The 26,880-nt window shown below is 71.1% G+C and carries 22 protein-coding genes; 14 read left to right on the top strand and 8 right to left on the bottom strand.

The features are described 5' to 3' along the window. The first annotated feature begins 19 nt into the window (after positions 1-19). From BJ976_RS10080 to BJ976_RS10065, 4 genes are all read left to right on the top strand, one after another. Positions 20-451 carry a DUF3151 domain-containing protein gene (locus tag BJ976_RS10080; protein WP_135030182.1) on the top strand — a complete coding sequence of 144 codons (432 nt, stop codon included), beginning with the start codon at positions 20-22 and terminating at the stop codon, positions 449-451. Positions 452-481: 30 nt separating this feature from the next. Next, positions 482-1,129, top strand: a complete 648-nt coding sequence (locus tag BJ976_RS10075) for a thymidine kinase (protein ID WP_135030183.1) — start codon at positions 482-484, stop codon at positions 1,127-1,129. Positions 1,130-1,344: 215 nt separating this feature from the next. Then, a complete protein-coding gene (locus tag BJ976_RS10070; RefSeq protein ID WP_135030184.1) occupies positions 1,345-1,593 on the top strand; it encodes a hypothetical protein in 249 nt (82 codons plus the stop codon). A 130-nt stretch (positions 1,594-1,723) separates the two neighbouring features. Continuing rightward, complete coding sequence (locus BJ976_RS10065; RefSeq protein ID WP_135030185.1) at positions 1,724-3,013, top strand: adenylosuccinate synthase; 1,290 nt, start codon at positions 1,724-1,726, stop codon at positions 3,011-3,013. A gap of 113 nt (positions 3,014-3,126) precedes the next feature. Here BJ976_RS10065 and BJ976_RS10060 read toward each other — a convergent pair whose 3' ends face one another. Next, positions 3,127-3,636 carry a hypothetical protein gene (locus tag BJ976_RS10060; RefSeq protein ID WP_135030186.1) on the bottom strand — a complete coding sequence of 170 codons (510 nt, stop codon included), beginning with the start codon at positions 3,634-3,636 and terminating at the stop codon, positions 3,127-3,129. Positions 3,637-3,844: 208 nt separating this feature from the next. Beyond that, complete coding sequence (locus BJ976_RS10055) at positions 3,845-6,070, bottom strand: catalase (RefSeq protein WP_135030187.1); 2,226 nt, start codon at positions 6,068-6,070, stop codon at positions 3,845-3,847. A gap of 187 nt (positions 6,071-6,257) precedes the next feature. Here BJ976_RS10055 and BJ976_RS10050 point away from each other — a divergent pair, with 187 nt between their 5' ends. After that, positions 6,258-7,097 (top strand): carbon-nitrogen hydrolase family protein, encoded by an 840-nt coding sequence (locus BJ976_RS10050; protein WP_135030188.1) that lies wholly within the window; start codon positions 6,258-6,260, stop codon positions 7,095-7,097. Positions 7,098-7,246: 149 nt separating this feature from the next. Further along, positions 7,247-7,885, top strand: coding sequence for a hypothetical protein (locus BJ976_RS10045; protein ID WP_229667463.1), 639 nt, complete (start codon positions 7,247-7,249; stop codon positions 7,883-7,885). Between the two features lie 222 nt (positions 7,886-8,107). Here BJ976_RS10045 and BJ976_RS10040 read toward each other — a convergent pair whose 3' ends face one another. After that, positions 8,108-8,767: an IclR family transcriptional regulator gene (locus tag BJ976_RS10040; RefSeq protein WP_135030189.1), complete on the bottom strand. Its 660-nt coding sequence runs from the start codon at positions 8,765-8,767 to the stop codon at positions 8,108-8,110. Positions 8,768-8,917: 150 nt separating this feature from the next. Here BJ976_RS10040 and hutU point away from each other — a divergent pair, with 150 nt between their 5' ends. From hutU to hutH, 4 genes are all read left to right on the top strand, one after another. Beyond that, complete coding sequence (gene hutU, locus BJ976_RS10035; RefSeq protein ID WP_135030226.1) at positions 8,918-10,615, top strand: urocanate hydratase; 1,698 nt, start codon at positions 8,918-8,920, stop codon at positions 10,613-10,615. A 114-nt stretch (positions 10,616-10,729) separates the two neighbouring features. Continuing rightward, entirely contained in the window at positions 10,730-12,106 is a 1,377-nt protein-coding gene (locus BJ976_RS10030) for a YjiH family protein (protein WP_135030190.1), read from the top strand. A 47-nt stretch (positions 12,107-12,153) separates the two neighbouring features. After that, complete coding sequence (hutI, locus tag BJ976_RS10025) at positions 12,154-13,359, top strand: imidazolonepropionase (RefSeq protein ID WP_135030191.1); 1,206 nt, start codon at positions 12,154-12,156, stop codon at positions 13,357-13,359. Positions 13,360-13,388: 29 nt separating this feature from the next. Beyond that, positions 13,389-15,008 (top strand): histidine ammonia-lyase, encoded by a 1,620-nt coding sequence (gene hutH / locus BJ976_RS10020; protein ID WP_135030192.1) that lies wholly within the window; start codon positions 13,389-13,391, stop codon positions 15,006-15,008. A gap of 111 nt (positions 15,009-15,119) precedes the next feature. Here hutH and BJ976_RS10015 read toward each other — a convergent pair whose 3' ends face one another. Together BJ976_RS10015 and BJ976_RS10010 are read right to left on the bottom strand one after the other, a co-directional pair. Continuing rightward, positions 15,120-15,644: a PIN domain-containing protein gene (locus tag BJ976_RS10015; RefSeq protein WP_229667464.1), complete on the bottom strand. Its 525-nt coding sequence runs from the start codon at positions 15,642-15,644 to the stop codon at positions 15,120-15,122. Positions 15,645-15,655: 11 nt separating this feature from the next. Continuing rightward, entirely contained in the window at positions 15,656-16,768 is a 1,113-nt protein-coding gene (locus tag BJ976_RS10010) for a helix-turn-helix domain-containing protein (RefSeq protein ID WP_135030193.1), read from the bottom strand. Between the two features lie 59 nt (positions 16,769-16,827). Here BJ976_RS10010 and BJ976_RS10005 point away from each other — a divergent pair, with 59 nt between their 5' ends. From BJ976_RS10005 to BJ976_RS09995, 3 genes are read left to right on the top strand one after another with little or no spacing between them, the layout of a single operon-like run. After that, positions 16,828-18,297 (top strand): type I restriction-modification system subunit M, encoded by a 1,470-nt coding sequence (locus tag BJ976_RS10005; RefSeq protein WP_184231859.1) that lies wholly within the window; start codon positions 16,828-16,830, stop codon positions 18,295-18,297. Next, complete coding sequence (locus BJ976_RS10000; RefSeq protein WP_167736942.1) at positions 18,294-19,436, top strand: restriction endonuclease subunit S; 1,143 nt, start codon at positions 18,294-18,296, stop codon at positions 19,434-19,436. The genes BJ976_RS10005 and BJ976_RS10000 overlap by 4 nt, the downstream gene beginning before the upstream one ends. Before the next feature lie 55 nt (positions 19,437-19,491). Beyond that, the gene (locus BJ976_RS09995) at positions 19,492-22,926 is read left to right on the top strand and encodes a DEAD/DEAH box helicase family protein (RefSeq protein WP_135030196.1); all 3,435 of its coding nucleotides are present in this window, start codon (positions 19,492-19,494) and stop codon (positions 22,924-22,926) included. An 88-nt stretch (positions 22,927-23,014) separates the two neighbouring features. On the opposite strand, the gene BJ976_RS09990 is transcribed toward BJ976_RS09995, so the two are convergent. Then, positions 23,015-24,343 carry an MFS transporter gene (locus tag BJ976_RS09990; RefSeq protein ID WP_135030197.1) on the bottom strand — a complete coding sequence of 443 codons (1,329 nt, stop codon included), beginning with the start codon at positions 24,341-24,343 and terminating at the stop codon, positions 23,015-23,017. Positions 24,344-24,372: 29 nt separating this feature from the next. Continuing rightward, entirely contained in the window at positions 24,373-25,035 is a 663-nt protein-coding gene (locus BJ976_RS09985; RefSeq protein WP_135030198.1) for a flavin reductase family protein, read from the bottom strand. A gap of 107 nt (positions 25,036-25,142) precedes the next feature. Between BJ976_RS09985 and BJ976_RS09980 the strand changes: the two genes are divergently transcribed. Next, positions 25,143-25,811: a GntR family transcriptional regulator gene (locus BJ976_RS09980; protein WP_135030199.1), complete on the top strand. Its 669-nt coding sequence runs from the start codon at positions 25,143-25,145 to the stop codon at positions 25,809-25,811. Positions 25,812-25,816: 5 nt separating this feature from the next. Here BJ976_RS09980 and hutG read toward each other — a convergent pair whose 3' ends face one another. Then, positions 25,817-26,815, bottom strand: coding sequence for a formimidoylglutamase (gene hutG / locus BJ976_RS09975; protein ID WP_135030200.1), 999 nt, complete (start codon positions 26,813-26,815; stop codon positions 25,817-25,819). Between the last annotated feature and the right edge of the window lie 65 nt (positions 26,816-26,880).

The following is a 26,880-nucleotide window of genomic DNA, read 5'->3' as shown; positions in this document are numbered from 1 at the left end:
CAGGAAAGAGGTGTGAGCGATGTCCGAGTCCCTCGTCGGCAGGAACCTGATGGAGCCGCCTGCCACCCTCCTGCCGGAGGAGCCCGAGGTGCTCGCGCGCCTGGCCGCCGGCGACCTGCCCGAGGACGTCGTCCCCGTGGCCCCGGAGTCCTCCCTCGTGTGGGCGCTGATGGCCGAGGACGCCTGGTCCGAGGGTCGCACCGTGGACTCGTACGCGTACGCCCGCGTGGGCTACCACCGCGGCCTGGACGCGCTGCGGAAGGCCGGCTGGCGCGGCGCCGGGCCCGTGCCGTGGTCCCACGAGCCCAACCGCGGCTTCTTGCGCTCCCTCTACTCGCTGGGCCGCGCGGCCGCCGGGATCGGCGAGGCCGAGGAGGTCGAGCGCATCCGCACCTTCCTGAAGGACTCCGACCCCACGGCCGCCGAGCAGATCGAGGCCGCGCAGGCCTGAGGGCCCGCGCGCAGCCCCCGCACCCCTCCCGTGGCCAAGCTCTACTTCCGCTACGGAGCCATGAACTCCGGCAAGTCCACGGGCCTGCTGCAGGCCGCGTTCAACTACGAGGAGCGCGGGCAGCGGGTCCTCCTGGCCAAGCCTGCCCTGGACACCAAGGGCGACGACGAGGTGGTCTCCCGCCTCGGCGTCACCCGGGCCGTGGACTTCCTCATCCCCGCCGGTGCGGACGTGGTGGAGCTGTTCCACCGGCACGCCGCCGCGGAGGACCCCGACGCCCTGGTGGACCACCTGGACGGGGCCGTGCCGCCCGTGGCGTGCCTGCTGGTGGATGAGGCCCAGTTCCTCGAGCCGGCCCAGGTGGACGACCTCCTGCGGATCGCCGTGCTCGAGGGCGTGCCGGTGATGGCCTACGGCATCCGCACCGACTTCCGGACGCACTCCTTCCCCGGGTCGGGGCGGCTGCTGGAGCTCGCCCACTCGCTCGAGGAGCTCAAGACCATCTGCCGCTGCGGCCGCAAGGCCCTGTTCAACACCCGTCAGGTCACGGACCCGGCCACCGGGGCGCGCCGGTTCGTGTTCGAGGGGGACCAGGTGGCCATCGACGGCGTGCAGGTCACCTACGAGTCCCTGTGCGGCGCGTGCTACCTCGAGGAGTCCGGCGGACGGCTCGGCTGAGCGGATGACGGGCCCCGCCGCGCTGGGCCGGGCGTTCAGGAAACTGCCAGGCGGCACCCCTGGTTTCCCCATAGGCGCTCCGTACGGTGGGAACCACTTCATCGAGGTGCGAGAGATGAAGGTGTGAGTGATGACAGGCGCAGGGCCCCGGAGAGATCCGGGGCCCTTCGTCTGTGCTTGGCTGTGTGCACGTTCCCGCCGACAAGGAGGATTCCATGAGCTCCGCAGAGGACCCCGCCGCGGTCGACGCCGTCGGTCAGGCCGCACCCGCTTGGCGGGCGGTCGCCGAGCGGATCCAGGCCGAGCACCGCGCCGCGTCCGGCGGTCCCGTCGAGGAGCCGGACCCCGCGGACTTCGACCTCGACGAGGACTGCTGCCTGGGCGGCTGCTGCGCCAAGGGCACCGCGTACCTCGAGGCCGTCGAGCGGGCCGCGGCCGCGCGGGCGGCCCGGGGGAGCGCCTGACCGCCCCTCCGGCGTGGTCCGCATCACGCTGGTAGGATTCGGGGGTACGGCCTCCGTGCGCACCGCAAGGGGGCGTTTTCCATGTACGGGCCGGCCCGGGGCGACCCGCGGCCCTGAGGAGAGATGCAGCATGCCAGCGATCGCGATCGTCGGAGCCCAGTGGGGCGACGAGGGCAAGGGCAAGGCCACCGACCTGCTGGGCGGCCGGGTGGACTACGTGGTGAAGCCGAACGGCGGCAACAACGCCGGGCACACCGTCGTCGTCAACGGGGAGAAGTTCGAGCTCAAGCTGCTGCCCGCCGGCATCCTGTCCCCCAACGCGGTGCCGGTCATCGGCAACGGCGTGGTGATCAACCTCGAGGCCCTGTTCGAGGAGATCGACGGGCTCGAGTCCCGCGGCCACTCGTGCGCGAACCTCAAGATCTCCGCGAACGCGCACCTCGTGGCGCCGTACCACCAGACCATGGACAAGGTCACCGAGCGATTCCTCGGCAAGCGGGCCATCGGCACCACCGGCCGCGGCATCGGCCCCACCTACCAGGACAAGGTGGCGCGCCTGGGCATCCGCGTGCAGGACATCTTCGACGAGTCCATCCTGCGCCAGAAGATCGAGGGGGCGCTGAAGCAGAAGAACGAGCTCCTCGTGAAGCTCTACAACCGCCGCGCCGTCACCGTGGACGAGGTCGCGGAGTACTTCCTCGGCTTCGCCGACCGCCTGCGCCCCATGGTCGTGGACTCCGTGAACCTCCTGAACGACGCGCTCGACGAGGGTCAGGTGGTCCTCATGGAGGGCGGCCAGGCCACCTTCCTGGACGTGGACCACGGCACCTACCCGTTCGTGACGTCGTCGAACCCGACCGCCGGCGGTGCGTCCGTGGGCGCGGGCATCGGCCCCACCCGGTTCTCCCGCACCATCGGGATCGTGAAGGCGTACACCACGCGCGTGGGCGCCGGCCCGTTCCCCACCGAGCTGTTCGACGAGATGGGCGAGCAGCTGCGCGCCACGGGCGGCGAGTTCGGCGTCAACACCGGCCGGCCGCGCCGCACCGGCTGGTACGACGCCGTCCTGGCCCACTACGCCGCGCGCGTCAACGGCTTCACGGACTACTTCGTGACCAAGCTGGACGTGCTGACCGGGATCGAGAGGATCCCGGTGTGCGTGGCCTACGACGTGGACGGCGTGCGCCATGAGCGCATGCCCATGACGCAGACCGAGTTCCACCACGCCACGCCGATCTACGAGCACTTCGACGGCTGGACCGAGGACATCTCCGGCGCCCGCACCTTCGAGGACCTGCCGGAGAACGCGCAGACGTACCTGAAGGCCCTCGAGCGCCTCTCCGGTTGCCGCATCTCCGCCGTCGGCGTGGGCCCGGGCCGCGACCAGGTCGTGCAGATCCGGGACCTGATCGAGGACTGAGCCCGGCCACTGCGCCGGCTTCCTGGTGAGGACACACCCTCAACCGCCCGATTCAGGGCACCGTGACGGTGTGTCCTCACCAGTACGTGGGTACGGGCGTGCGCCCCCGGGCGTCAGCCGAGGGGGCCGGGGACGAGGACCTCGTCGCGCACCCCGCAGGAGGCGACGGCGTCCCGCACGTCCCGGGGGAGGTCCGCGGAGGGGACCATGCCGCCGGTGAAGCCGGTGGCGACGTCGGCCTTGACGATCCGGCCACCGCCGGTGTCCACGGCGACCACCCGCCCGTTCTCGAGCACGACGGACGCCTCGGGCAGGGCGATCAGCGTCGGCCGCCGATCACTGGCCGCCACCTGAGGGTCCGGCAGCACGGCGAGGCACCCCTGAGCGGTAAGGCCCAGGGGACCGGAAACCGACGCGCTCGACTGCCCCTCGGGCTGCTCCCATGGTCTCTCCGCGCTCAACCAGCGGACGCCCTCGGCCTCCTGGAGGCTCACGCGGGGCACGTTCGCGTCCATGAGGGAGCATCCGATGAGGGCGACGGCGCCGCCGGCGGCGAGGGCCGTCGTCGTCAACGGGCGCGAGGCGCGAGCGGCGGAGGCGAGGGAGCGGTGCGGGCCGTTCATGGTGGTGTCCTCGGGTGATGGCGATCGGGGCGGTCGCGGATGAGGGCCACCCTAGGGCACGGCCCCACCCGGTCGCTTTCGAGCGTGAAGAGGGCGCTGTATCGCGTTCAGAAGCGGCCATTCCCCTCTCTCCACGCTCGAGAGCGCGGGCGGGCATGCCGAGGGGGCGGGGACCCCACGGCCCCCGCCCCCTCGTCCTGCAGCCGGGTCAGTCGGCCAGGCGGCCGGTCGTCGGGAAGCGCTCCCACACGCGGTGCGCGGGCATGAGCTCCTTCAGCTGGGCGACGGCGGCCGCGCCGCCGTCCACCGCGAGCACGCCCGGGGTGCCGGTCAGGCCGAGCTCGTCCAGCACGGTCGCGCCCTCGCCGACGGCCACGACGGCCTTGGCGTGGCGCCAGGCCTCCTGCACCAGCTTGGCGACGCGCGGGTCCACGGCGTCCCGGTCGTCCGCGGCGGCCTTGGCGTCCAGGCCGTGCCGGGCGTCCGGGGCGGGCGGGGTGGCGCCGAGCACCACCACGGCGTCCAGCTCGACCGAGGCGGCGGTGAGGTAGGCGCGCTGGGCCACGACCTCGCCGGCCACAGGGCCGCCCTTGGGGGCGATCACGAGCGGCACCATGCCGGCGTCGTGGAAGCCCTGCACGGCGTCGCCGAGCTCCTTCTCGTCCACCTGCGGGCCCACCACGAGGCCGACCTGGCGGCCGTCCACCGGCCAGGTCTTCCCGATCTGGGACAGCGCCGGCGAGGGCTGCACGTCCGCGGGCGCCTCGGCCGGCTCCGGGACCTCGAGGCCCAGGCCGTCCGCCACGGTCTTGGCCAGGCGGGCGTCGATCGCGGCGAGGGCGCGCAGCTGGCGCACGCGGATGGTCTCCTCGTAGCACTTGGCGAGCTCGAACGTGTACGCCTGGGCCACATGCTCGCGCTCCACCTCGGAGAGGGAGAGGAAGAAGAGGCGGGCCTGGGAGAAGTGGTCGTCGAAGGAGGCGGCGTGGCCGCGCACCTTCTCCGCCGAGGCCTCGATCGGCTGCGGGTGGTCGATGAACGGGCGTCCGTCCGCCGGGGTCTCGAACGGCATGCCGCCGTCGAGGGAGTTGGGACGGTACGGGGCCACGCCGCGGTGCACGGCGGTCTGGTGCATGCCGTCGCGCAGCATGTCGTTGACCGGGGCGTGCGGGCGGTTGATCGGCAGCTGGGTCCAGTTCGGCCCGCCGAGGCGGGAGAGCTGGGTGTCCAGGTAGGAGAACAGGCGGCCCTGCAGCAGCGGGTCGTTGGTGACGTCGATGCCCGGGACCAGGTTGGCCGGGTTGAAGGCCACCTGCTCGGTCTCCGCGAAGTAGTTCGAGGGGTTCGCGTTCAGGGTCATGCGGCCGAGCGGCTGCACGGGGGCCAGCTCCTCGGGGACCAGCTTGGTGGGATCGAGCAGGTCGATGCCCTGGAACATCTGCTCCTCGTTGTCCTCGAACACCTGGACGCCGAGCTCCCACTCGGGGAACGCGCCGGCCTCGATGGCGTCGGCGAGGTCGCGGCGGTGGAAGTCCGGGTCCTCGCCGTTGGTGACCAGCGCCTCCTCCCACGTCACGGAGTGCACGCCGAGGACGGGCTTCCAGTGGAACTTGACCAGCGACGTCGTGCCGTCCGGCGCGATGAAGCGGAAGGTGTGGACGCCGAAGCCCTCCATCGTCCGGTACGAGCGCGGGATGCCGCGGTCGGACATGTTCCAGATGGTGTGGTGCTGCGCCTCGGTGTGCAGGGACACGAAGTCCCAGAACGTGTCGTGCGCGGACTGGGCCTGGGGGATCTCCCGGTCCGGGTGGGGCTTGGCGGCGTGGACGACGTCCGGGAACTTGATGGCGTCCTGGATGAAGAACACGGGGATGTTGTTGCCCACCAGGTCCCACGTGCCCTCGTCCGTGTAGAACTTCGTGGCGAAGCCGCGGGTGTCGCGCGCCAGGTCTGCGGAGCCGCGGGAGCCCAGCACGGTGGAGAAGCGCACGAAGACCGGGGTCTCCTTGTCCTTGGCGAACACGCCGGCCTGGGTGATCTTGGCGGCGGTGCCGTACCCGCGGAACACGCCGTGGGCGCCTGCACCGCGGGCGTGGACCACGCGCTCGGGGATGCGCTCGTGGTCGAAGTGGCTGATCTTCTCGCGCAGGTGGTGGTCCTGCAGGAGGGTCGGGCCGCGGCGGCCGGCCTTGAGGGAGTGGTCCGAGTCCGCCAGCCGCACGCCGTGCGCGGTGGTCAGGTACGGGCACCCCTGGGCCATGGCGGCCTGGTCGGCGCCGGTGGCCTGGCCCGTGGGGGACACGGTGGCCGGGCCGGACTGGTCCGGGGCGGCGGGGGCGACGGGCGCCTCGCCCGCGGTCTGCGGCGTGGGCTCCTCGAGGGAGGGGGTCTGCGGGCCGGGCGTGCCGGGGATGGGGGGCTGCTTCGCGCTCATGGGATGGCTGCTTCCTGTCTCGACTGCCCGGGCGCGTTCCGCGCCGGGCCGGGTCTGTCGCCGGGCGCGGACCGGTCGGGGACACGGTGCGCTGGCGCCGGCGGCACTCCTCCAGCTTGGGGCCTCGAGTCCGTCCTGACCAGGGGGGAGCGTCGTCGAATCCGGGGCTCTGGCTAGGCTGGCGGGCATGAGGATCAGCGTCGGACAGTTCGGGCCCACCGGCCGTGTGGAGGACAACCTGGTCGTCGTCGGCCGGCTGGCCGCCCGTGCGGCCCGAGAGGGGGCGGACCTGCTCGTCCTCCCGGAGGAGACGATGTTCACCTTCCGCGCGGTCGAGGGGGACTTCGCGGGCGCCGTCACGGGGGCGTGGGAGCCGTTCACCGAGGGCCTGGCACGCCTGGCGCGGCACCACGGGCTGGCGATCGTGGCGGGCGGCTACGAGCCCGCGGTGGGCGACCGGCCCTACAACACGCTCGTGGCCGTGGACGCCGAGGGCGCCGTGATCGGCGCCTACCGCAAGCTGCACCTCTACGACGCGTTCGACCACCGCGAGTCGGACCTGATCACGCCGGGGGACCGGGGCGTCGTGGTGGTGGAGGTGGCCGGGACCCGCGTGGGCCTGCAGACCTGCTACGACCTGCGCTTCCCCGAGGTCTCCCGCGCCCTGGCCGCGGCCGGCGCCGACGTGCTGGCGATCCCCGCGGCGTGGTTCGCAGGCGAGCACAAGGTGGACCACTGGCGCACCCTGCTGCGCGCCCGCGCCGTGGAGAACACGGTGTGGGTGGCCGCGGCGGACACGCGCTCGGAGGCCACCGTCGGGCACTCGGCCGTCATCGACCCCCTCGCGCTGACCGTCGCCGAGCTCACCGACGAGGCGGAGGCCCTCGTCACCGCGGACGTCACGCGCGAGCGCATCGACGAGGTCCGCGCGTTCCTGCCGGTGCTGGCCAACCGTCGCACGGACGTCTTCGCCGTCCCGCTGCCCTCCCGCGACCGGCACGACGACGACGCGGCCCTGAACATCTGACCCGCCGTCCGGGTTCGGGACCGGTCACCGTTGCCGCCCCGCCGACGCGGACGCCTAGAATCGAGCCAGATCCATCACCGACGGGCGCCCCGGGCGTCCGGCGCCACGCACCGCGCCCCGCCCCGGGGCGGAACCGAGGGAGCACCCAGATGAACACCGAGGCCCACGGCGCCCACGCCGCCCAGACCGATCGCCGCGCCGTCCCGGCGCAGGCCGCCCCGCGCATCATCGACACGCGCGGCGCGCACGCCGTCCAGACCCGTGCCGGCCACCAGGAGCCGCAGCGTCCTGTGCGCCGCGCGGTGGTGCCGGCGGAGGCCGTGGAGCCGACTCGTCCGGTGGACGGCTGGGGCTTCGCCAACCGCGTGATGATCGTGGCGACGCTCCTCACGGTCGCGTTCGTCCTCGGCCGCCTGTTCCTGTTCCCGGAGGCGGGCGAGGTCCCCGTGCGCGACATCTATATCGACGCGGACCAGTTCGCGGTGGCGATGGGCGAGACCGGCCGCGGCTGGGTGGCCTCCATACAGTCCATGCTCTTCGGCCTGGTGGGCGGCGCGCTGGCCGCTGCCGCCGGCTACCTGATCGTGATCCTGATGGGCGGCGCCGCCCGCTCCGCCGCGCGCTACGCCATCGGCGGCCTGATCGGCGGCGTCCTCGCCGCCGTCGGCATCATCTTCGTCTTCTCGAACACCGTGGCCCTGTCCCTGGGCGCGCACGTGTTCTGGATCCTGCCGCTGGCCGGCCTCCTCGGCGGCCTGTGGGCGGGCATCACCTCCGCGCGCCGCTGACCGGGTGATCGGGCCGGCGCCGGCGCGCCGCCCGCCCCCCCAGCACGAAGGCCCCGACCGATCCGGTCGGGGCCTTCCTCCGTCATCACTCGCACCTTCGATGAGGTGCCTCCAGCGTAGGCAGGCGGGATGGAAGAAGCGGGGGAGCCGCCTGGGAGTTCCCTGGCAGGCAGGGCGGGACGACGGCGTCGTGGGTGCGGGCCCCGGCGGCGCGCCGTCCCCTCAGCCCTCGCCGAGCCGGTGGGCGATCTCCGCCGTCGCGGCCACAAGGGCTTCGCCGCAGCGGGCGGCGAGCTCGTCGGTGCAGCGGTAGGTGGGCACGAGCGTGCTGAGGGCGCCCACGGGCGTGCCGTGCACCACCACGGGGGAGGACAGTGCGGTCACGTCCGCCTCCACGGTGTCCGTGCGCAGCACCGAGGCCCCGGCGGCCACGTGTCCGCTGAGCGCCTCGCCGACGGCGGTGCCCGCCAGGGGGACGGTGCGCCCGGCCCAGTTGGTGTGCCGGACGGAGTGGGTCCCCTCCTCGATGGCCAGGTACACGGCCTCCGACGGGCCGGCGGCCACGGACAGGTACACCGACTCGCCGGTGCGGGCCACGACGTCCCGCATCGGGGCGCGGGAGAGGTCCACGAGGGGCTCGCGGGTGAAGGCGCGCGCCCCCAGGCGGATGAGCCTGGGGCCGGGGTGGAAGAGGCCGTCGCCGTCCCTGGACACCAGGCCCGCGCCCTCCAGGCTGCGCAGCAGGCGCAGCGCCGTGGACGCCGGCAGCTCCGTGGCGCGGGCGGCCTCGGTCAGGCTCAGCCGGGTCTGCTCGGTGACGGCGGCGAGCAGGTCCAGGGCCCGGTCCACGGTGCGCGTCGAGGCGGTGGGGGTGGTGGTCATGACAGGGAGCGTAACGGGTGCGGGGCACGCGGATCGGGCTTGCGCGTGAGCCGCGTCACTGTTTCAATGTTCGGAAAGTGCATGCCGATCCGTGAAATCACCGGGGCCACCCGTCCCGGCGGCGCACGCACCCCGTCGAAAGGAACTGCCATGGCCGTGGGCTTCACCCAGCACGACCCGTCCCGCACGATCCGCGCCCCGCGCGGCACCGAGATCTCCGCCAAGTCCTGGCAGACCGAGGCGCCCCTGCGGATGCTCATGAACAACCTCGACCCCGAGGTCGCCGAGCGTCCCGAGGACCTCGTGGTCTACGGCGGCACCGGCCGCGCCGCCCGCTCGTGGGAGGCCTTCGACGCGATCGTCGAGACCCTCAAGGACCTCGAGGAGGACGAGACCCTCCTGGTGCAGTCCGGCAAGCCGGTGGGCGTGTTCCGCACCAACACGTGGGCCCCGCGCGTGCTGATCGCCAACTCCAACCTCGTGGGCGACTGGGCCACGTGGCCGGAGTTCCGCAGGCTCGAGGCCGAGGGCCTGATGATGTACGGCCAGATGACCGCCGGCTCGTGGATCTACATCGCCACGCAGGGCATCCTGCAGGGCACGTACGAGACCTTCGCCGCGATCGGCCGCAAGAAGTACGACGGCACCCTCAAGGGCACCCTGACCCTCACCGGCGGCTGCGGCGGCATGGGCGGCGCCCAGCCCCTGGCCGTCACCCTCAACGGCGGCGTCTGCCTGATCGTGGACGTCTCCGAGGAGCGCCTGCGCCGCCGCATGGGCAAGCGCTACCTCCACGAGGTGGAGACGGACATCGACCAGGCCGTCGAGCGCGTCATGCAGGCCAAGCGCGACGGCGAGGCCGTCTCCGTGGGCCTCGTGGGCAACGCCGCCGAGGTGTTCCCCGAGCTGCTCGAGCGCCAGAAGCGCGGCGAGATCGAGATCGACATCGTCACGGACCAGACCTCCGCGCACGACCCGCTGTCCTACCTGCCGCTGGAGATCGCCGAGGCCGAGTGGCAGGCCGAGGCCGAGGGCGACCCGGAGACCTTCACCAAGAAGGCCCAGGAGTCCATGGCCCGTCAGGTCGAGGCCATGGTCGGCTTCCAGGACATCGGCGCCGAGGTGTTCGACTACGGCAACTCCATCCGCGACGAGGCCCGCAAGGCCGGCTACTCCCGCGCCTTCGAGTTCCCGGGCTTCGTCCCGGCCTACATCCGCCCGCTGTTCTGCGAGGGCCTCGGCCCGTTCCGCTGGGCCGCGCTCTCCGGCGACCCGGAGGACATCCGCGTGACCGACGAGGCCCTGAAGGAGCTGTTCCCCGAGAACGAGCACCTGCACCGCTGGCTCGACGGCGCCGCCGAGTTCGTGGAGTTCGAGGGCCTGCCGGCCCGCATCTGCTGGCTGGGCTACGGCGAGCGCCACAAGGCCGGCCTGCTCTTCAACCAGCTCGTGGCCGAGGGCAAGGTCAAGGCGCCGATCGTGATCGGCCGCGACCACCTCGACTCCGGCTCCGTGGCCTCCCCGTACCGCGAGACCGAGTCCATGCTGGACGGCTCCGACGCGATCGCCGACTGGCCGCTGCTCAACGCGCTGACCGCCACCTCCTCCGGCGCCACCTGGGTGTCGATCCACCACGGCGGCGGCGTCGGCATCGGCCGCTCCATCCACGCCGGCCAGGTCGGCCTGGCCGACGGCACCGAGCTGGCCGCGGCCAAGCTCGAGGCGCTGCTCACCAACGACCCGGGCATGGGCGTCATCCGCCACGTCGACGCCGGCTACTCCCGCGCCGCCGAGGTCGCCGCCGAGCGCGGCGTCCGTGTGCCCATGGAGGCCACGATCCGGGACTGACCCCGGTCACGTCGTCGGGCGACGGTGCCGCCGCGCCGTCGCCGTCCGACGACTTCACCGCCGCGAGCCGGACGGGCGCCCGCCCGTCCGGCTCGCGATCGAAAGGACACCACGATGGACTCGTCCCGCCCCGCAGACCACGAGCTGCACACCGACACCACCGCGATGGCCGCGATCGAGGCCGACGCGCCCCGCCCGCCGGCGCGCTGGCGCATGATCGTCTACTCGGCGATCGGCATCGTCATGTTCTTCGTGCCCATCACGATCAACGGGGCGAGCACCATCCCCCTGGACCACCTGGTGACCTGGGTGCGCGGGCTGCTCGGCCCGGCCGACCGCTGGGTGGGCCTGGCCATCATCGCCGCCGGCGCCGTGTACCCGTTCGCCTCGGGCCGCTGGCGGACCAGCACCACGCGGACGGTCTTCGCCCTCCTCGCCGTGCTCGGCCTGGTCGCCTCGGCGATGGTCGTGTTCGGCGTGGGCCCGAGCTGGATCCTGGACAAGAGCATCGGCCCCTTCCTGATGGACAAGCTCGTGGTGCCCGTGGGCCTGATCGTGCCCATCGGCGGCGTCTTCCTGGCCCTCGTGATCGGCTACGGCATCATGGAGTTCGTGGGCGTCTACCTGCGCCCGGCCATGCGGCCGATCTGGCGCGTGCCCGGCCGCGCCGCCGTCGACGCCGTCGCCTCCTTCGTGGGCTCCTACGCCCTGGGCCTGCTGCTCACCAACCGCATGTACACCAGCGGCCGTTACACGGCCCGCGAGGCGGCGATCATCGCCGCCGGCTTCTCCACGGTGTCCGCCACCTTCATGGTGATCGTGGCCAAGACGCTGGGCCTGATGGACATCTGGCTCTGGTACTTCTTCGGCACCCTCGCGGTGACGTTCACGGTCACCGCCATCACGGTGCGCATCCCGCCGCTGAGCCGCATCCCGGACGAGGTGTACCCCGGCGCGGTGCACTCGCCCGAGCAGGCGGTCACCCGGGACCGCTTCCGCGTGGCCCTGCGCGCCGCCGAGCAGACCCTCGCCGAGGCCCCGTCCCTGCCGAAGAACATCTGGGTCAACTTCCGGGACGGCCTCGTGATGGTGCTCCAGATCCTGCCCTCCATCATGTCCGTGGGCCTGATCGCCCTGGTCCTGGCCACCTACACGCCCGTGTTCGAGTGGATCGGCGTGATCTTCTACCCGCTGTTCTGGGCGCTCGGCTACTCCGACCCCGGCCTGCTGGCCTCGGCCTCCGCCACCTCGATCGCCGAGATGTTCATCCCGGCCACGATGGCGGCCGGTCACGAGGACCTCGTCGCCCGGTTCGTGATCGGCGTCGTCTGCGTCTCCGCGATCATCTTCTTCTCCGCGGTGGTTCCTGCCATCCTGGCCACGGACATCCCCGTGAAGATGTGGCACCTCCTGGTGATCTGGGTCGAGCGCGTGGCGCTCACCATCGTGCTGGCCACGCCGCTGGCCCACCTGGTGGCCGCGCTCACCTGAGGACCACCCCACCGCCCCACCCCCGTCCGTCCCGCAGAGAGGCCCCCATGCGCTCCACGCTCATCACCGACATCGCCGAGCTGACCACCGTCGACCCCGAAGGGCGGGTGCTCACGGACGCGGCCGTCGTCGTCGAGGACGAGCGCATCGCCTGGATCGGCCCCGCCGCGGACGCCCCGGACGCGGACGACCGGGTGTCCGTCGAGGGCCGTGCCGTGCTGCCCGGCTGGGTGGACTCCCACACGCACCTCGTGTTCGACGGGGACCGCTCCGCCGAGTTCGAGGCCCGCATGGCCGGCGAGTCCTACGCGGCCGGCGGCATCGGCGTGACCACCTCCGCCACCCGCGCCGCCTCGGACGACCGCCTGGCCGAGCTGGTCCGCGGCCGGGTGGCCGACGCGGTGGCCGGCGGCACCACCTACCTCGAGACCAAGACCGGCTACGGGCTCACCGTGGAGGAGGAGGCGCGCCACGCGCGCCTGCTGGCCGGGCTGCGCGAGGAGGGCCTCGTGGACGAGGTGACCTTCCTCGGCGCCCACCTCGTGCCCCCGGGCCGGGACGCGGAGGACTACCTCGACGACGTCGTCGGGCCGATGCTCGAGGCCGTGCGCGAGCACGCGGGCTGGGTGGACGTGTTCTGCGACACCGGCGCCTTCGACGCCGAGCAGACCCGCCGCGTGCTCGCCGCCGGCGTGGCGGCGGGCCTGGGCGTGCGCCTGCACGGGAACCAGATCGAGCAGGGCCCGGGCGTGGGCGTGGCCGTGGAGTTCGGCGCCGCCTCCGTGGACCACGTCAACCACCTCTCCGACACGGACGTCGAGGCCCTGGCCGGCACCTGGACCGGCTGGGACCGCGCCTCGGCCACCGGCACGCCCGGCACCGTGGCCGGCTGCCTGCCCGCGTGCGACCTGTCCACCCGCGCCCCGCTGGCGCCCGCGCGTCGCCTGCTCGACGCCGGCATCGAGGTCTCCCTGGCCTCGAACTGCAACCCGGGCACCAGCTACACCACGTCCATGAACTTCAACGTGGGCACCGCCGTGCTGCAGATGCACCTGACCCTCGCCGAGGCCGTGCGCGCCGCCACCCTCGGCGGGGCCCTCGGCCTGCGGACGCAGGACCGCGTCGGCAGCCTGGAGGTCGGCAAGCGCGCCGACCTGCACGTGCTCGACGCCCCCGCCGCCATCCACCTGGCCTACCGCCCCGGCATGCCGCTGACCCACGCGGTCTGGCGTGCCGGCCGCCGGGCCGTCTGATCGACCGACAGCAAGGAGAACGCATCACCATGACCACCCCTCCCGTCACCGTCACGCTCGGCACGTCCGGGGCCACCCTGGACGACGTCGTCGCCGTGGCCCGCCACGACGCCCGCGTGGTGCTCGCCGACGACGTGCTCGAGACCGTCGGCGCGGTGCGCCGCCACGTCGAGGCACTGGCCGAGGCCGAGACGCCCACCTACGGCGTGTCCACCGGCTTCGGCGCGCTCGCGGACAAGCACATCCCGCTCGAGTCCCGCGCGCAGCTGCAGAAGTCGCTGATCCGCTCCCACGCCGCCGGCATGGGCCCCGTGGTGGAGCGCGAGGTCGTCCGCGCGCTGATGTTCCTGCGCGCCACCACGCTGGCCTCCGGCCGCACGGGCGTGCGCCCCGTGGTGGTCGAGACCTTCGTGGCCATGCTCAACGCGGGCATCACCCCGGCCGTGCGCGAGTTCGGCTCGCTGGGCTGTTCCGGCGACCTCGCCCCGCTCTCCCACGTGGCCCTGGCGCTGATGGGCGAGGGCGACGTCGTCGGGACGGACGGCGCGCTGCGTCCGGCCGGCGAGGCGCTCGCCGAGGCCGGGATCGAGCCGGTCGAGCTGCGGGAGAAGGAGGGCCTGGCCCTCGTCAACGGCACTGAGGGCATGCTCGGCATGCTGATCATGGCGCTGGCCGACCTCGAGGAGCTCGCCGACACCGTGGACCTCACCGCCGCGATGTCCGTGGAGGCGCTGCTCGGCACCGACCGCGTATTCGTGCCGGAGCTGCACCTGCCGCTGCGCCCCCACCCGGGCCAGGCGACCTCCGCCGACCGGATGCTGAAGATCCTGGCGGGCTCGCCGATCGTGGCCAGCCACAAGGAGGGCGACTCCCGCGTGCAGGACGCCTACTCGCTGCGCTGCGCCCCGCAGGTGGCCGGCGGCCTGCGCGACACCCTCGCGTACGTGCGCACCGTGGCCGAGCGCGAGCTCGCCGCGACCGTGGACAACCCGGTGGTGCTCGACGACGGCCGGGTGAGCTCGAACGGCAACTTCCACGGGGCGCCCGTGGCGTACGTGCTGGACTTCCTGGCCATCCCGGTGGCCGACGTCGCCAGCATGTCCGAGCGCCGCACCGACCGCATGCTGGACCCGGCCCGCTCGCACGGGCTGCCCGCGTTCCTCGTGGACGACCCGGGCGTGGACTCCGGCATGATGATCGCCCAGTACACGCAGGCCGGGCTCGTCTCGGACATGAAGCGCCTGGCCGTGCCCGCGTCCGTGGACTCCATCCCGTCCTCCGCGATGCAGGAGGACCACGTCTCCATGGGCTGGCACGCCGCCCGCAAGCTGCGCTCGGCCGTGGAGAACTTCCGCCGCGTGCTCGCCGTCGAGCTCGTGGCCGCCGCCCGCGCGATCGAGCTGCGCGCCCCGCTGCAGCCCTCCGCCGCGACCGGCGCCGCCGTCCGCGTGATCCGCGCGGCCGGCGTCCCCGGCCCCGGCCCGGACCAGTACATGGCCCCCCAGCTGGCCGCCGCCGAGCAGGCCCTGCGCGACGGGTCCGTGCTGGCCGCCGTGGCGGAGGCGCTCGCCGATGCCGAGGACCCGGTGGATGAGCGCGCCGAGGACCTCTCCGCCGGCGCGCGGGGCGCCGAGGCCGAGGGGCACTGAGGGGGCAGAAAGCCCCGTCTCTCGCGTTGTGCTCACGACTCGCCGTCTGCCATTCGGGCGCGCGGCGAGTCGTGAGCACAACAGGGGGTGGGAAAGTGGGCTAGCGCGTCATCACGTGAGCAGCCCGTTCTCGGCAGCCCACTGCCGGAACCCGCCTGGACCGAAGGGGAGTCGGTACTCACTCGCCATGAGATCGTCGGCGAGGCTCTCGACCAGGGAGACGGTCAGCTTGTCCGCACGGATCGCCTCGCAAAGGAGCCCGAGGGTGCCCGTGCAGTCAAGCTTCTCGTTCTTGGCCAACACGCGGGGCACGTTGTCGTCGATCACGATGCGATGTCCACGTGTTCGGCCGAGCGCGAGGACCCCGCATTCGCCCCGATTCCTTCCGCCGTCCACGAGGTGCTCCTCGTACCGGGCGAACGCGGCCAGGTATTCCAGGTCGTCGCTGCGGTCCACCGTGATCCAGTCGGCGTCGAGGATCTGGCGGAGCGCAGCATGCTGATGCTGTTGGTCCTTGATCTCCCGCTCCACGCTCTCCGGGATCACGATGCACCCGCCGGTCAAGAACTTGAGCACGCCGAGCCACCCGTTCAGGGTGAAATGACGCAGTGGCCCCGTGTCGAACACGTGGGTCACCGGGCCTTCCGTCACGAGACGTACTCCCAGATCTCCTGCTCCTGGCGCGGGGGAAGCTCGGGGAGGTCCGCATCTGTGAAAGTGCCGCCGAGGAGTCCGAGCGCACGGTCGCGCGAGATCCTCTCGGCCTCGAAGAGTGCCAGGACGTGTTTCTGGTAGGTCCGGGGCTGTGTGAGGCCCTCCAGCTCATGGGAGGGGTAGAGGTCATGCGTGACGATGTCCGTCTGCGTGGTCTGCACGGCGCGGATGTCATTCGCCGTCGAGGCGTCCACGAGGTCGAGGTCCTGAAGCCGGCGCGCCAGAGTCGACATGTCGACGAGGTAGGACCCCGCAATCGTCACAGCGGCCGTGCGGGTGCCGTTCGCGGTCACGGCACGCGGCCAGACTGACGCCATGGCGGTGGCCGGCAGGAGGAAGGCTCGAGCGAACCGATCGATGCGCCCCTCGATGTCCGGGCCGGTGTGGGCGGTGCGCCAGTCCACGGTGTACTCGTCCGCGAGGAGGTAGTGCCCGAATTCGTGGACGGCGGAAAGGCGGCGCCGTCCGACTTTCGGCGCGGAATTCACGATGGCCACCCCGCCTTCTTCCAGAAGGACGGACCCCGCATCGGCGGCGTCAGCTCCGAAGTCCTGCGAGAACACGAGCAGACCCGCGGTGGCCAGGTGATCCTGGAGATTCTTGGCCGGCTCATCCGGGCCGTATCCCGCCTCCGCGCGGGCGCGGGCGGCCATGCCCTCCACGGCCTCCGTAGACGTGGGAGGCTCCCACGGCTCCCGCGTGGCGAGGCCCTGGATGGGACGCAGGCCGTGCAGGAACTCAACGGCGGCAGCCAACTCGGTCAGCAGGTGGTCCACGGCGGACTCGGTGGCGTCCAACCCTTGGGCGGAGCGATGGGAGACGATCGACGGGGCAGGGTCCGTGAAGAACGACTGCATCCGGGCCTGTAACGCGTCCGCGATCGCCGCCAGCTCGAGGGCGGTGACCTTGCGCTGGCCGCCCTCGATCCGATTGACCATGGTCCGGTCGAGTCCGACGGCGTCCGCCAGCGCCTGTTGCGAGAGTCCGCGGCGCTCTCGTGCGGCACGCAGACGTGATCCGAGGGCCTGAGCGGTGGTGAGAGCCATGTGTGCGATTCTCACACACCGCGGATTGTCGCGGAACCCCGGTGGCCTACGCTGTCCGGGTGATCACCGGAGACCTCAAGACCAAGGTGGACCGCGTCTGGAACACGTTCTGGACGGGCGGCATCTCGAATCCCCTGGAGGTCATCGAGCAGATGACCTACCTGCTGTTTCTGCGGCGCCTCGATGAGCTGCACACGGCCCAGGAGAAGCGCGCCGCGTTCATGAAGCGGCCCATCGAGGACCCGAAGTTCACCCCGGAGCAGGATCACCTACGCTGGTCTCGCTTCAGGGAGCTGGACCCGGACACCATGTACCTCACGGTGTCCGACGCGGTGTTCCCATTCCTGCGGGAGTACGGCCGTCAGGTGGGAGGGGAGGATTCCACGTACTCGGCGCACATGAAGGACGCCCGCTTCACCATCCCCAACGCGGGCCTGCTGGCCACGGTGGTGGACCTGGTGGACCAGCTCCCCATGGCGGACCGGGACACGAACGGGGACCTCTACGAGTACCTGCTCTCCAAGCTGGCTTCGTCCGGTGTGAACGGCCAGTTCCGCACCCCGCGGCACATCATCGACCTGATGGTGCGGATGACGGCGCCGACGCCGGCGGATGAGATCTGCGATCCGGCGTGCGGCACCGCGGGCTTCCTGGTGGCGGCCTCCGAGTTCATCCGGGAGGAGCACCCACAGGCGCTGGTGGACGCGCAGCAGCGGGAGCACTTCCACCGCTCCATGTTCCACGGCTACGACTTCGACTCCACGATGCTGCGGATCGGCTCCATGAACATGCTCCTGCACGGCGTCGAGTCCCCGGACATTCGCTACCGGGACTCGCTGTCCGAAGGCGCGGCGGGGGATTCGGAGAAGTACACGCTGATCCTGGCGAATCCGCCGTTCACGGGCTCTCTGGACTATGACTCCACGGCGGCGGACCTTCAGCGTGTGGTGAAGACCAAGAAGACCGAGCTGCTGTTCATGGCCCTGTTCCTGCGGCTGCTCAAGCCCGGTGGCCGGGCGGCGGTGATCGTGCCGGACGGCGTGCTCTTCGGCTCCACCAAGGCGCACAAGGAGATCCGGCGGCTCCTGGTGGAGGAGCACCTGCTGGAGGCGGTGGTGAAGCTCCCCTCCGGTGTGTTCAAGCCGTATGCGGGGGTCTCGACGGCGGTGCTCTTCTTCACGAAGACGGGCACCGGGGGCACGGAAGACGTGTGGTTCTACGACGTCCGTGCGGACGGGTTCTCTCTGGACGACAAGCGGAATCCGGTGGGGGAGAACGACCTGTCGGACGTGCTCCAGCGGTGGCAGAACCGCGCGGAGGAGGTCGGCCTTGCTCGCACGGAGCAGTCCTTCCTGGTGCCCAAGCAGGAGATCGTGGACAACAGCTACGACCTCTCCCTGAACCGGTACAAAGAGATCGAGGTCGAGGAGGTAGAGCACCGGGACCCGCTGGAGATCATCGCGGAACTGGAGCAGCTCGACGACGAGATCCGCGCGGGTCTGGCTGAGCTCAAGGAGATGCTGCAGTGAAGCCCGGCTGGACGACGGTGGCGCTGGGGGAGGTGGCGGAGGTGGTTCGAAGGACCGTCTCCCCGGCGGACATGCAGGCCGAGGAGCGGTATCTTGGATTGGAACACATTGAACGAGGCGGTCGCATTCTCGGCGGCATGACAGTCGGTGAGGCTGGACCGAGAAGCAACAAGTTTCGATTCGATGCCGGTCAGATCTTGTATGGAAAGCTCCGCCCCAACCTGGGGAAGATCGCCCGCCCCAAGTTCAGTGGCCTCTGCAGTACGGACATCCTTCCTCTGCGCGTCAATGAGGACGTAGCGTCCCCTGAATTCGTTCTTCACTTCTTGAGTCAGCCGGACGTGATCAATCACGTCGCCTCGCGGGCGACTGGGGCTAACTTGCCACGGATCAGTGCGGTTGAACTCAAGAAAGTCGGAGTGCCCCTCCCGTCGCTCGAAGAGCAACGCCGCATTGCCGCGATTCTTGACGTTGCCAAGAGGGTCATCGCTTCTATGGGCAAGTCGGCGGTTGCGGAGGGTGCCGTCCTGGATTCCGCTCTTGGGACACTGATCGGCAACTCGACTGCCACCGTTGCCCTGGGTGATCAGCTGGAATTCCTTACTAGTGGTCCGCGCGGGTGGGGGAAATTCACGACGCCAGATGGATTTCCTTTCATTCGTATTCAGAATGTCGGCAGGGGGCGGATTGAGCTTGATGGATTGGCTCGAGTGACCCCTCCGGAGGGGGCTGAAGAGAGGCGGGTTCGCGTTCAGCGGGATGATGTCTTGCTAAGCATCACGGCGGATCTCGGACGAGCTGGGATCGTTCGGGATGAACTCATTGATGGGTATATTAGTCAGCACCTGGCGATATTGCGCACGCGGTCACTTGACCCGCACTTCCTCGCAGCGTTTCTGGAGTCTCCCGAAGGCGTGCGTCAAATGCGGGGTGCGAATCGAGGTCAGACAAAAGATGGGCTGAATTTCGATGCAATCCGCGGGTTGCGAATACCGATCATCTCGACGGAGAAGCAAAGTGAATTTCGGCGTTTTTGTGAGCAGGTCGAAGAACTGCGAGTACGGCGGTCAGCTCGGCAACATCGTGCTCGGGGCCTCTTCGCCTCCCTCCAGTCCCGTGCCTTCCAGGGCGAACTCTGAGAAGCTGAGCACCGCCTGAGATGACGCGGCGTACGAACGGGAAGGGGCCACGGCCATGAGCAGTAACTTCGACTTCCTGGCCGCGGTATGGCCGAAGGTCTTCGAGAACGCCTCGCGCGCCGAGTCCTACCTGCACACGGATCCCCGTTCGGCCTGCTTCTATGCCCGGCGCACCGCAGAACTGGCGGTCGAGGGCATCTACCGGCTCCGCGGCCTCCCCGAGCCGTACAAGGCCGACCTCGCGGCCCGGATCAATGCGGACGCCTTCCTGCGCGAGGCGGAGCCGCGGATCGTGAGCAAGCTGAACGTGATCCGGCAGCGCGGCAACGATGCCGTGCACCAGCTCAAGGAGGTCGACCCGCGCACGGCCGCCTTCGTGCTGGAGGAGCTCCACCACGTGCTCCTGTGGGCCGCCTTCCGGCACTCCACCGCGGCGGCCTCGCTGGACATGCAGGCCCGCTTCGATCCCTCGCTCGCGCCCCAGGCGGCCCCCCTCTCGCTGGATGAGGTGGTCCGGCTCAACGCCCTGTTCGAGCAGAAGGACGCCGAGGCCGCGGCGGCACTGGCCGCCTCGGAGCAGGCGCGCCAGGATCTGGAGGCCGAGCTCGCCGCCGCCCGTGAGGCTCTCGCGCAGGCGAAGGCCACGCAGGCCGCCGCCGTCGTCGATCCCCGTGACTACACCGAGAACCAGACCCGGGACCTGTTCATCGATCACCTCCTGAACGAGGCCGGCTGGCCGCTCACGGAACCCCGGGACCGCGAGTTCCCCGTCACCGGCATGCCCACCCCCACCGGGGACGGGTACGTGGACTACGTGCTGTGGGGCGCCGACGGCCTCCCCCTCGCCGTGGTCGAGGCGAAACGGACCACGGCCAGCGTGCAGCTCGGCCAGGACCAGGCCGCACGCTACGCTGACGCCCTCCAATCCCGGTTCGGGCGCCGCCCCGTGATCTTCTACACCAACGGCGTGGAGCACTACCTCTGGGACGACGCCGCCGGCTACCCGCCCCGCCAGGTGCGTGGCTTCTACACGCGCAGCCAGCTCGAGACCCTCATCCGCCGACGCCACGCGCGCCGGCCGCTCTCCCAGACCCCCGTCAATGCCGAGATCGCCGGCCGCCCCTACCAGGAGCGGGCCATCCGAGCCATCGGCGAGGCGTTCGAGAACAAACGCCGCGCCGCGCTGCTGGTCATGGCCACGGGCACCGGGAAGACGCGCACCGCCGTCGCCCTGGTGGACCAGCTCGCTCGTGCAGGCTGGATCAAGCGGGCCCTGTTCCTCGCCGACCGCACCACGCTGGTGAAGCAGGCTGCCAACGCCTTCGTGGAGAACGGCTTCGAGGGGACCACCGTCAACCTCCTGAAGAACCGCCACGGCGAGGGCCGCGTCTACGCGTCCACGTACCCCACCATGCTCAACCTCATCCAGGAATCGAACCGGGAGGGCGCTCGCTTCGGCCCCGGCTACTTCGACCTGGTGATCGTGGACGAGGCACACCGCTCCGTCTACGCGAAGTACGGCGAGATCTTCCGCCACTTCGACGCCCTCCTCGTCGGCCTCACCGCCACGCCCAAGGACGAGATCGACCGGAACACCTACGCGCTCTTCGGACTGGAGGCGGGCGTCCCCACGGACGCCTACAGCCTCGAGGAGGCCGTGGCGGACGGGTACCTGGTGCCCCCGCGCGGCGTCTCCGTGGGCACGGGCTTCCTCCGCGAGGGCATCCGGTACGACGACCTCCCAGACGAGGAGCAGGAGGCGTGGGACGCCCTGGACTGGGGGGAGGAGGGCGCGCCCGAGGAGGTGACCAGCGAGGAGATCAACCGCTTCCTCTTCAACGCGGACACCGTGGACCAGGTCCTCGGCGTGCTCATGGAGCACGGCCACAAGGTGGCCGACGGCGAGCGGATCGGCAAGACCATCGTCTTCGCCAAGAACCAGGCCCACGCGGACTTCATCAAGGAGCGCTTCGACGCCCAGTGGCCCGAGCTCGGCGGCACGCACGCCCAGGTCGTCACCCACGGCAGCCGGTACGCCGAGACCCTGATCGACGAGTTCAGAACCCCGGGCAAGGCGCCGCACATCGCCATCAGCGTGGACATGCTGGACACCGGCGTGGACGTACCCGATGTGGTGAACCTTGTGTTCTTCAAGCTTCTGCGCTCGAAGACCAAGTTCTGGCAGATGATCGGCCGCGGCACCCGCCTGCGCCCGGATCTGTACGGGCCGGGGAGGGACAAGGAGGACTTCCTCGTCTTCGACGTCTGCCAGAACCTCGAGTTCTTCAACCAAGACCTTCCCGAGTCCGCCGGCTCCACGCAGAAGTCCCTCAGCCAGCGGCTCTTCGAGGACCGCCTCGAGCTCGTCGTCGCCCTCGACGAGGGGAGCGCCGGCGCGGAGACGGGCGACGATGCCGCGCAGGAAGGCCACCCGGTGCGGAAGGCGGCCGCAGACGAGCTCCGCGACGCCGTCCACCGCCTGACGCTCGCCAACGTGCTCGTGCGTCCCCACCGTCGCGAGCTCGAGGAGTTCCAGCAGGACGACGCCTGGACCCGGCTGAGCAGGCAGAAGGCGGAACGGGTCCGCAGCCTGGCCGGACTGGTGACCGGGCTTCCGGGGGAGGACGTGGACGCCAAACGCTTCGACCTGCTGATCGTGCGCCGCCAGCTCGCACAGCTGACGGGCGACGCGGGCACGGCCGAACGCATCCGGTCCACCGTGCAGTCCCTGGCCGAGAACCTGCTCTCCAAGGACGCGATCCCCTCGGTGCGGGAACAGCTCGTGCTCCTGGAGGCGGTGGCCGGTGACGAATGGTGGGAGGACGTCACCCTGGGCATGCTCGAACACGCCCGGAAGAAGCTGCGCGGACTCATCCAGTTCATCGAGAAGACGCGGCGCTCCCGCGTGTACACGGACTTCGCTGACACGCTCACGGACATGGAGCACGTGGAAATCCAGACGGTGACGCCCGGCGTGGACGTCGCACGGTTCTGGGCGAAGGTCACGGAGCCGCTGCGCCAGGACGAGGACACGCTCGCCCTGCAGAAGCTGCGCCGAGGGGAACAGTTGACCGAGTTGGACCTGGACTCCTTGGAGGACCTGCTCCGCCGTCACGGGGCCGACGACCCCCTGCTCCAGGAGGCGAAGTCCGAGGCCGAGGGGCAGCTGGGCCTGTTCGTGCGCAAGCTGGTGGGCCTGGACCGGAGCGCCGCACAGGGCGTCGTCGCCGACTTCCACCAGGGACAGACCCTCACGCAGACGCAAATTCGCTTCCTCGGCCACGTGGTGGAGGAGCTGACCGCCAACGGGGTGATGGACGCCGGGCGGCTCTTCGAGTCCCCCTATACGGATGACGTCGCTGACGGCCCCCTCGGACTCTTCGAGGAGGCCCAGGTCTTCGCCCTGCGGGACCGCCTGGAACGGGTGCGTCAGGCGGCGATGGTGGACGGGCTTCCGCGGGAGCCCGGCGAGGAGGACGTCGTCGCCTGATCGGTGAGGCCGTGCGGACGTGACCTTGCCCCCACGGCTTCACCAGCGATTCAGCCCCGCTCGCTCAGGCGACGATCGCCGTGGTGCGTCAGAGGGTGAGATCCGCGTGTCGGGTCTCCCGCATGAGCAGCCCCGCGGCCAGGGTGACCGCGGCGATCGCCGCGAGGTACCAGGAGAACACGTGGCTCAGGTCCCGCTGCGCGAGCCAGGTGATCACGTACGGGGCGGTGCCGCCGAACACCGCCGTCGCCAGGGACAGCGTGGCCGCGACGCCCTTGGCTCGCACGCGGACCGGGAGCACCTCGGACCACACCGCGCCGTTGACGCCGAACAGGGCGGCGATAGCGACCAGCGCGACGATCTGCACCAGCAGGAACGACGCGACGCCGCCGTCGAGGAGACGGAATAGCACGAAGGGCAGCACCACGAACGCCGCACCGAAGACGATCACCATCGGCTTGCGTCCGACCCGGTCACCGAGCAGACCGGCACCGATGATCGCGGCGAGGAACACCAGCTGGGCCACCAGGGACGCGCCCAACGTCTGCTGGGGGCTCATGCCGTGGTTCACCTGCGCGTATGTCGGCAGGTAGATCAGCCAGGTGTAGAACATGAGCGACCCGCCCGCGGACACGGCGAAGATGACCGCCAGCCCTGCCCAGACGGAACGCGCGCCGAAGCGGCGCGATGTCCGGTCCACGTCCTCACGGACCGTGGCAGCAGGCGTGTCGCCGCCGCCCGAGACCTGGGGCAGCGACTGGGTGAAGGTCTCCGACTCCGCGATGCTGCGACGCAGGTAGAGGGCGTAGAGGCCCAAGACGCCGCCGAGGCCAAACGCCAGGCGCCAGCCCCAGGCCGCTACCTGCTCCGGAGTCAGCATGGCGTTGATCCCCAGCCCGACCAGGGTGGCGATCATCGTGCCCAGGATGACGGACACCCATGAGGTCGCGCCGAACAGCGCGCGACGACCGTCCGGAGCCCGCTCCACGAGGTATGTGACGGCGGTGCCCATCTCACCGCCGTGGGCCAGGCCCTGCACCAGGCGGGCCGTCACGAGCATGACGGCAGCGAGGACGCCGGCGGTCTCGAAGGTGGGGGTCAGTGCGATCATGAGGCTGCCGCCGGCCGTGATGAGCATCGCGACGAAGAGGCTCTTCTTGCGGCCCACGCGGTCCGCGTAGGCGCCGAAGAGGAAGCCGCCGACGGGGCGGGCGACGAAGCCCACCGCGAAGACGGCCAGCGTCGCCAGCAGGTCAGACGTGGGGTCGCCGGAGCGGAAGATCTGCGCTGCGAAGACGGGGGCGAAGATCGTGTAGACGTTCCAGTCGTACCACTCGAGGGCGTTGCCGAAGTTGACCGCGATCATGTCCTTCACGCGGCGGTGGGGGCGCTTGCTGCCCGCCTGCGTGTTCTCCATAGGAGCGGTGGCCCGCGTACGAGGGGGATTCATGACCGCCCCTCGAGGCCGGCCTGGGCATCGCCGTCGGCGCCGGGAACCCGCATCTCGAAGGTCTCCCGCACCACGGTGTAGTCGAAGTAGCCCAGGCGGGCGATCGGCTGGATGCGCGGGATGTCGATGCGGCCGTCGGCGGTGATGACGTCGTCGTCGATGTGGATGGTGTCCACGTGGGCGAAGACCACGTCGATGGTGCCGACGTTCGAGTCGCCCTTGATGCGGTGCGTCGAGTGGTAGCGACACTCGAAGCGCACGGGGGACTCGGCGACCATGGGGATGGGGTGGTTGTCCGCGTAGACCTTGGTGACGCCGTGCTCGGCGATGCGGTCCCACTCGCTCTCGCCCGGCTCCAGGGCCATGGCGGAGACGTTGACGGCCTCGCGCAGGTCGTAGGTGGCCATGTTCCACACGAACCAGCCGGTCTGCTCCGCGTTGAGGACGGTGTCCTTGCGGCGTCCGTCCGGGTACTGGTTCGCGGAGAACATCACCATGGGCGGGTCGAAGGTGAGGTTCTGCCACTGGCTGTAGGGGGCGATGTTCTCCATGCCGTCCGTGCTCACGGAGGACAGCCAGCCGATGGGCCGCGGCACGGTGGAGCTCTTGAAGGGGGAGAAGGGCAGGGGGTTGGCCTCGTGCTGCGGGCGGTACTTCATGGGTCCTCCAGGGAAGGGACGCGGATGTGGCGCATCACACACTAGAGTGCATACCTCGGATATATCAACCGTCCGGCGGGCGGTCCCCCGATGTCTACTCTGGGAGCATGAGCATGGCCGCCTCCGCCTACGTCCGCATCGCCACGATGATCGAGCGCGGAGACCTCGACCCGGGGGCCGTGCTGACCGAGGCCTCCCTCATGGCCGCCGCGGACACGGGCCGCACCCCGCTGCGCGAGGCGCTCCAGCGTCTGCTGCGCGAGCGCTGGCTCGAGGCGGGCACGGGCCGCGGCCTGCGGGTCCCCCCGATCTCCCTGGACGACCAGCTGGCCCGGCTCGAGGTGCGACGCCCCCTCGAGGTCCTCGCCGTGGAGCTCGCCGCCGTCCGGGCCGACGCGCGGCAGCTGGCGGCCGTGGGCGAGCACATGCGGGCCCTGGCGGACGTGCGGGACCACGAGGACTACCTGAGCGCCCTCGCCCGCTCCCACGAGCTGATCCGCGGGCTGGCGAACAACGACCACCTGGCCGACGCCCTCCAGCCGCTCCAGGGCCTCTCCCGCCGCTTCTGGCTGGCCACCACTCGGGACCGGCAGGACGAGGTGGAGATCGGCCGGTCCCTCTACACGCCCGCTCTCGGGGCCGTCGTGCGTCAGGACGCGGCCGGAGCGCGGGAGGCGATCCTCCTCCTGCACGACCACCTGGCCGACTCCGCCCTGGACTGGGCGCGGCGGAGGGCGGAGCAGGCCCGGTTCCTGCCGCCCTCCCCGCGCGTCTGACGGCGTCAGCCGCGGCGGTGCCGCGAGACGATCGTGTGGATCAGCCGGGCCGCGGACTTCGCGGTGCGCCCGTCCACGTCGAGGGACGGGTTGAGCTCCACGACGTCGGCCAGGGCCAGCTTGCCGGACTCCGTGGCCTCGGCCGCGCACGCGTGGATCACCTCGTACGGCACGCCGAAGCCGGCCGGGGCGCTCACGCCCGGCGCGACGGCGGCCGGCAGCACGTCCAGGTCGATCGTCAGGTAGAGGACGTCCACGGCGTCGATGAACGCGCGCACGAAGCGGCGGACGCCGGTGACGTCGGCGGTCTGCGACTGCTCGTCCGTGAGCCAGGTGACGCCGCGCTCGCGGGCCGTGTCGAACAGGACGCGGGTGTTGTTCGCCTCGCTGATGCCCACGATCGCGTAGGCGATCTCGTGCTCGGCTGCGTCGGCGTCGCGCAGGGCCTGGAGGAACGGGGTGCCGGAGCTCGGCCGGGGCGCCTCCCGCAGGTCGAAGTGCGCGTCCAGGTTGAGGATGCCTACGCGGGTGCCCGCGGCCACGCGGCCCGAGCGCACCAGGCCCGTGGCGGAGGCGTAGGCCGTCTCGTGGCCGCCTCCGAGCACCACCGTCAGCGTGTGCGCGTCCAGCAGCCCGGCGATCCGGCCGGCGAGCTCCTCCTGGCCGCCCTCGAGGTCGCCGGGGGCGTCCTCGGAGCCCATCTCCACGACGACGTCGCCCGCGTCCACGAGCGCGCCCGTCCCCTCGAGCACCGCAAGGGAGGACAGGGCGGCGCGCAGCGCGGCCGGACCCTCGGAGGCGCCGACGCGGCCGTGGTTGCGGCGCACGCCCTCGTCGGAGGCGAAGCCGACCAGCGCGGTGGAGCGCCCGGGAGCGTCGTCGGTGGTGGCGGCGTTGTCGTCGGCCGGGCGGACCGCCTGATGCCAGCGCAGGTGCTCGGGCGCGGTGCCGTCCACACGGCCGGACCAGCCGCTGACAGGGGAGGAGGGGAGATCGGAGCTCATGGGTCCATCCCACCGCACCGCCGACCGGTCGCCAAGTCGACGCCTGCGAGGGTCGGCGGAGCAGA

This window comes from Micrococcus flavus (assembly GCF_014204815.1).
GTDB lineage: Bacteria > Actinomycetota > Actinomycetes > Actinomycetales > Micrococcaceae > Micrococcus > Micrococcus flavus.
Note: the sequence above shows the minus strand (reverse complement) of the source record. Positions and strands in the feature narration are given on the sequence as shown.